General features: G+C 65.0%; 4 protein-coding genes and 1 pseudogene. All 5 read right to left on the bottom strand.

Translation table 11 applies throughout. The features are described from left to right. The coding region (locus EOA86_RS23875) for an aminotransferase class III-fold pyridoxal phosphate-dependent enzyme (RefSeq protein WP_128343916.1) at positions 1-609 on the bottom strand (609 nt) is incomplete at its 3' end. A gap of 390 nt (positions 610-999) precedes the next feature. After that, entirely contained in the window at positions 1,000-1,245 is a 246-nt protein-coding gene (locus EOA86_RS23870; RefSeq protein ID WP_128343914.1) for a MoaD/ThiS family protein, read from the bottom strand. Beyond that, complete coding sequence (locus EOA86_RS23865) at positions 1,245-3,509, bottom strand: xanthine dehydrogenase family protein molybdopterin-binding subunit (protein WP_128343912.1); 2,265 nt, start codon at positions 3,507-3,509, stop codon at positions 1,245-1,247. Before EOA86_RS23865 ends, EOA86_RS23870 begins: the two co-directional genes overlap by 1 nt. Positions 3,510-3,511: 2 nt before the next feature. Continuing rightward, the gene (locus EOA86_RS23860; RefSeq protein WP_095521021.1) at positions 3,512-3,988 is read right to left on the bottom strand and encodes a (2Fe-2S)-binding protein; all 477 of its coding nucleotides are present in this window, start codon (positions 3,986-3,988) and stop codon (positions 3,512-3,514) included. Then, positions 3,988-4,420, bottom strand: a pseudogene (locus tag EOA86_RS23855) (xanthine dehydrogenase family protein subunit M); the annotation flags it as partial. The gene EOA86_RS23860 and the pseudogene EOA86_RS23855, both read right to left, overlap by 1 nt.

The raw sequence follows: 4,420 nt of genomic DNA, 5'->3' as shown, positions 1-4,420 counted from the left end.
GGTATCTTCAGACCGGCGGCCTGACAGGCCCTGATATTCGGGAACGACCCGTTCGCCGTCGAACTTGACCAGCGTTTCCTCGATATGGCCGTGGTACTTGCCTTCGAAGACGATCAGCTTGCGCCGGCCAGTGATGTGCCGGGCGATGCGCATGATTTCAGTGTTGGCGCCCGATGCCGCCAGCGTGAACTGCCAGAAGGGTAGCCCCATCAGTCGCCCGAGCGAATGTGCCGCCACCACAGCATCCTCGGTGGGCAGAAGATAATGGGCACCGTTACGGAACTGGCGCACCATCGGCTCTTCCACCGCCGGAATGCCGTAGCCAAGCGTGGCCGAAAGATCCGCCACGTTCATGTCGATATAGGCATTCCCGTCCACATCGAAAAATCGCGCGCCTTCGCCGCGCGCAACATAGAGCTGGGGATGCATGTAATAGCCGGCCATCCAGGACATCGGCGTTCCAGCCGGCATGACCTTGCGCGCGCGGTCGAGTAATGCCTTCGACCTCCCAGTGCGCGCCGCGAAGCGCTCCAGTTCACGCTGGTTCAACTCTGTGATGCGCGTCCGGTCCGCCCTATAGACTGGACTTGGCGCAGGAGTGGTCGACAATTCTATTCTCCTTGGAAAATTCCTTGCGTCGTGCGCCGGCACGGCCGGCGGGCACCGCCAGAACCGGGTGCCGGCCCACCAATACGCCGATAGCGTCGTTCCAGCACTAGTCGAGAAAGATGCTTTGGCAGGGCCACGTGCAATGTCCGCTCCGGTCAACTGTGTGCCGGAAACTGACTGACAGTTCCCGGCCCCAGCTCTGCCGTATGGCGGAACCGAACGAATGGCAAGTTTCGGGCGGCGAAGGCAGCACTCCGAACGGCGACAATGGGGGTCGGCTGCAGAACGGCAGCATACTGTTTCCCAATGCCTAAGACCGGACCGTCCGCACCGGCCCAATCAACGACGTTCGAGACCGTATGCTAGGCGAGGGGGAGGCAGGTCCCCCACTCAGCCCCCCGCCAACCGCGGCAGCAGGAAAATCTCCGCGCCCGGCGGCAGTTCCTTCGACCACGTATCGCGATAAATCGTCCCGTCGATCGCCACCGCGATGCCGCGATCGATCCACGGCTCAATCCCGGGATACTGCTCAGCCAGCTTCCTGAACAGCTCCCGAATATCCTTCGCCTCGATCTCGACCTTGCTCTTGCCTCCGGCGATTGCGCCGAGCGATCCCCAGAGCGTTACTTCGACCATTAGCCTCCCCGTTCCGCCTCGATCGCCGCGAGAATCCGCGGCGGCGACATCGGGATGTGCGTCATGCGCACGCCGGCGGCGTTCGACACCGCATTGGCGATCGCCGCCAGCGGCGGCACGATCGAGGTCTCGCCGACGCCGCGCACCCCGTAAGGATGGTTGGGATTGGGGATCTCGAGGATCTGCGTGTCGATCATCGGCAGATCCGAGCAGACCGGGATGCGGTAGTCGAGGAAGCCGGGGTTCTGCAGCCGCCCGTCCTTGCCGTAGATGTACTCTTCGTTGAGCGCCCAGCCGATGCCTTGCGCGGCACCCCCCTGGTACTGCCCCTCGACATAGGTCGGGTGTACCGCCTTGCCGGCATCTTGCACGACTGTGTAGCGCAGGACCCTCGTGGTGCCGGTCTCCGGATCGACCTCGATATCGCAGATATGGGTGGCGAAGGAGACGCCGGCGCCGTCGGCGACGAGCTCGCTGTGGCCGGCGATCGGCCCGCCCGTTTTTCCTGACGCCGCCGCGATCTCCTTTAGGGACAGCGCCGCAAGGTTGCCGTACTTCTCGCCTTTGGCAATGGCGTGGCCCTTTTCCCAGACCACGTCGTCGACGGGAATGTCCCACATCTGCGCGGCGCGTTCCCGCAGGATCTTGATGGTGTTGCGGGCGGCCGAGATCGTCGCCATCGAGGAGGAGAAGGTGCCGCGGCTGCCGTCCGTCATGTCGTTGTAGCCGAGGCTGGATGTGTCAGCCACCACCGCCTTGACCTGCTCATAGGCGATGCCGAGTTCCTCCGCCGCCACCAGCGACAGCGACGCGCGGGAACCACCCACATCGACCGTGCCGACGGCAAGCGAGACCGAGCCGTCCATGCCGATGTTGAGGTCGGTGCAGGTCTGGCCGCCGAAGTTGAACCAGAAGCCGCAAGCCATGCCACGGCCCTGGTTCTTGCCCAGCGGAGCCTTCATGTGCGGATGGTTCTTCGCCGCTTCCAGCGTCGGGCCGATGCCGATCGGGCCATATACCGGGCCGTAGGAAGATCTGGTGCCTTCCTGTGCGGCGTTTCTGATCCGGAATTCGACCGGGTCCATGCCGATCTCCTTGGCCAGTTCGTCGATCGCACTTTCCACCGCAAACGCCGCCATCGGCGCCGACGGCGCCCGATAGGCGGCGGTCTTCGGCCGGTTGACCAGAACTTCGTAGCCAACCGTCCTGACGTTCTCTAGCCTGTAGCAGGCGAAGGCCGTCATGGCGCCGATCTCGGCCCACATGCCGGCATAGGGGCCGCAGGAATAGCGCAGCGTCGCCTCGGCCGCGGTGATCGTGCCGTCCTTGCGGGCGCCGATCTTGACGTCGATCGAGGTGGCGCTGGTTGGGCCGGAGGCGCGGAACACCTCGTCACGCGTCATCACCAGCTTGACCGGCCGTCCGGCCTTGCGCGACAGCGCCAGCGCCACCGGCTCGGCCCAGACATGGGTCTTGCCGCCGAAACCGCCGCCGATCTCCGACGAGGTGACGCGCAGCTTGGAGGCTTCCATGCCAAGCAGTTGGGCGCAGTGCTGGCGGTAGACGAAATGGCCTTGCGTGCAGACCCAAAGGTCGGCGGTGCCGTCGGAGCTGACGCTCGCCACGCAGGCATGCGGCTCGATATAGCCCTGGTGCGTCTGCTCGGTCTTGAAGGAGCGTTCGACGACGAAGTCGGCCTGGCCGAAACCTTCATGGATGTCGCCATGGCCAAACTGCGTGCGCTTGGTGACGTTGGAAGGCTTGACGGGCTTTTCCTCGAGGCCCTCGGTGAAGATGGCATCGTTAAGTAGCGGTGCCGTGTGCTTCATCGCCTCGTCGACATCGGTCACATGCGGCAGCACCTCATAGTCGACCTCGATCAGCTTCAGCGCCTGCCTCGCCGTGCGGGCGTCGACAGCGGCGACCGCGGCCACGGCATGGCCGTCATAGAGCGCCTTCTTGCGCGCCATGCAATTGTCGAGGATGTCGTACATGGCAGCATCGCCGTCGGTGAGGTCGGGCAGGTCGGCCGCGGTGATCACCGCCTTCACGCCGGCGAGCTTCTCCGCCTTCGATGTGTCGATCTTCCTGATCGTGGCGTGGGGGTGCGGGCTTCTCAGAACACGCCCGACCAATTGGCCGGCCATGTTGAAGTCCGCGCCGTAGCGGGCGCGGCCCGTCACCTTGTCGACGCCGTCGGGGCGGATGGGACGCGTGCCGACGGAGGTGAAACTGCGATTGGAGTAACGCGGATCGAAATTCATCGTCACGCTCCCTTCATCACGCTCGCGGCGTCCTGGACGGCGCGCACGATCTTGTCATAGCCGGTACAGCGGCAGAGGTTCCCCGCGAGGCCGAAGCGGATTTCCTCCTCGGTCGGGTCGGGGTTCTTGGCCAAAAGGTCCTTCGCCGCGATCAGGAAGCCCGGCGTGCAGATGCCGCATTGCAGCGCTGCGTGCTCGAGGAACTTCTGCTGCAGCGGATGCAGCCTGTCGCCGTGCGCCATGCCCTCGATGGTCTCGACACGCCGGCCTTCAGCCTCCGCGCCAAGCACCAGGCACGAGCACACCAGCCGGTCGTCGAGGATGATGCTGCAGGCGCCGCAGTCGCCGGTGCCGCAGCCTTCCTTGGCGCCCGTCAGCCCGAGGCGGTCGCGCAGCACGTCGAGCAGCGTCTCGTCCGGCTGGCAAAGGTACTCGACATTGTCGCCGTTGATTGTGGTTGAGACTGCTACACCAGCCATCATTTGCCTCCTGCACGTGCATAGGCGGTCGTGGCGGCCCGCCTGGCCAGCACGCCCGCAACTTTTCTTCTGAACTCGACGGTGCCCCGCTTGTCGTCGATGGGACGGCAGGCCCCGGAGCAGACCTTGGCGAGCCGCTCAAGTGCTGCTTCGTCCAGCTTCCTGCCGATGAGGGCCTCGGCGGCCTCTTCCACCAGCAGCACCGTCGGCGCCACGGCGCCCAGTGCCACGCGGGCCGATTTGACGACACCTTGTTCATCGAGCGTCAGGTTCACCCCGGCGCTGACCACGGCGATGTCCATCTCCGTGCGTGGAATGAAACGCAGATAGGCATCGCCGGAGCGCGGCGCGCGCCTGTCGAGCAGGATCGCCTCGATGATCTCGCCCTTGGCGAGCGACGTCTTGCCCGGCCCGGTCGGCACTGCCTCTACC

The sequence above is a fragment of the Mesorhizobium sp. M5C.F.Ca.IN.020.32.2.1 genome (assembly GCF_004023105.1).
GTDB lineage: Bacteria > Pseudomonadota > Alphaproteobacteria > Rhizobiales > Rhizobiaceae > Mesorhizobium > Mesorhizobium wenxiniae.
The sequence above is the reverse complement of the archived record's forward strand: the minus strand, read 5'-3'. Positions and strand labels throughout refer to the sequence as shown.

Bases quoted from the DNA above. Each gene is read 5' to 3' on its own strand.
- EOA86_RS23870 (WP_128343914.1), bottom strand. From the start codon at position 1,245: ATGGTCGAAGTAACGCTCTGGGGATCGCTCGGCGCAATCGCCGGAGGC.
- EOA86_RS23865 (WP_128343912.1), bottom strand. From the start codon at position 3,509: ATGAATTTCGATCCGCGTTACTCCAATCGCAGTTTCACCTCCGTCGGC.
- EOA86_RS23860 (WP_095521021.1), bottom strand. From the start codon at position 3,988: ATGGCTGGTGTAGCAGTCTCAACCACAATCAACGGCGACAATGTCGAG.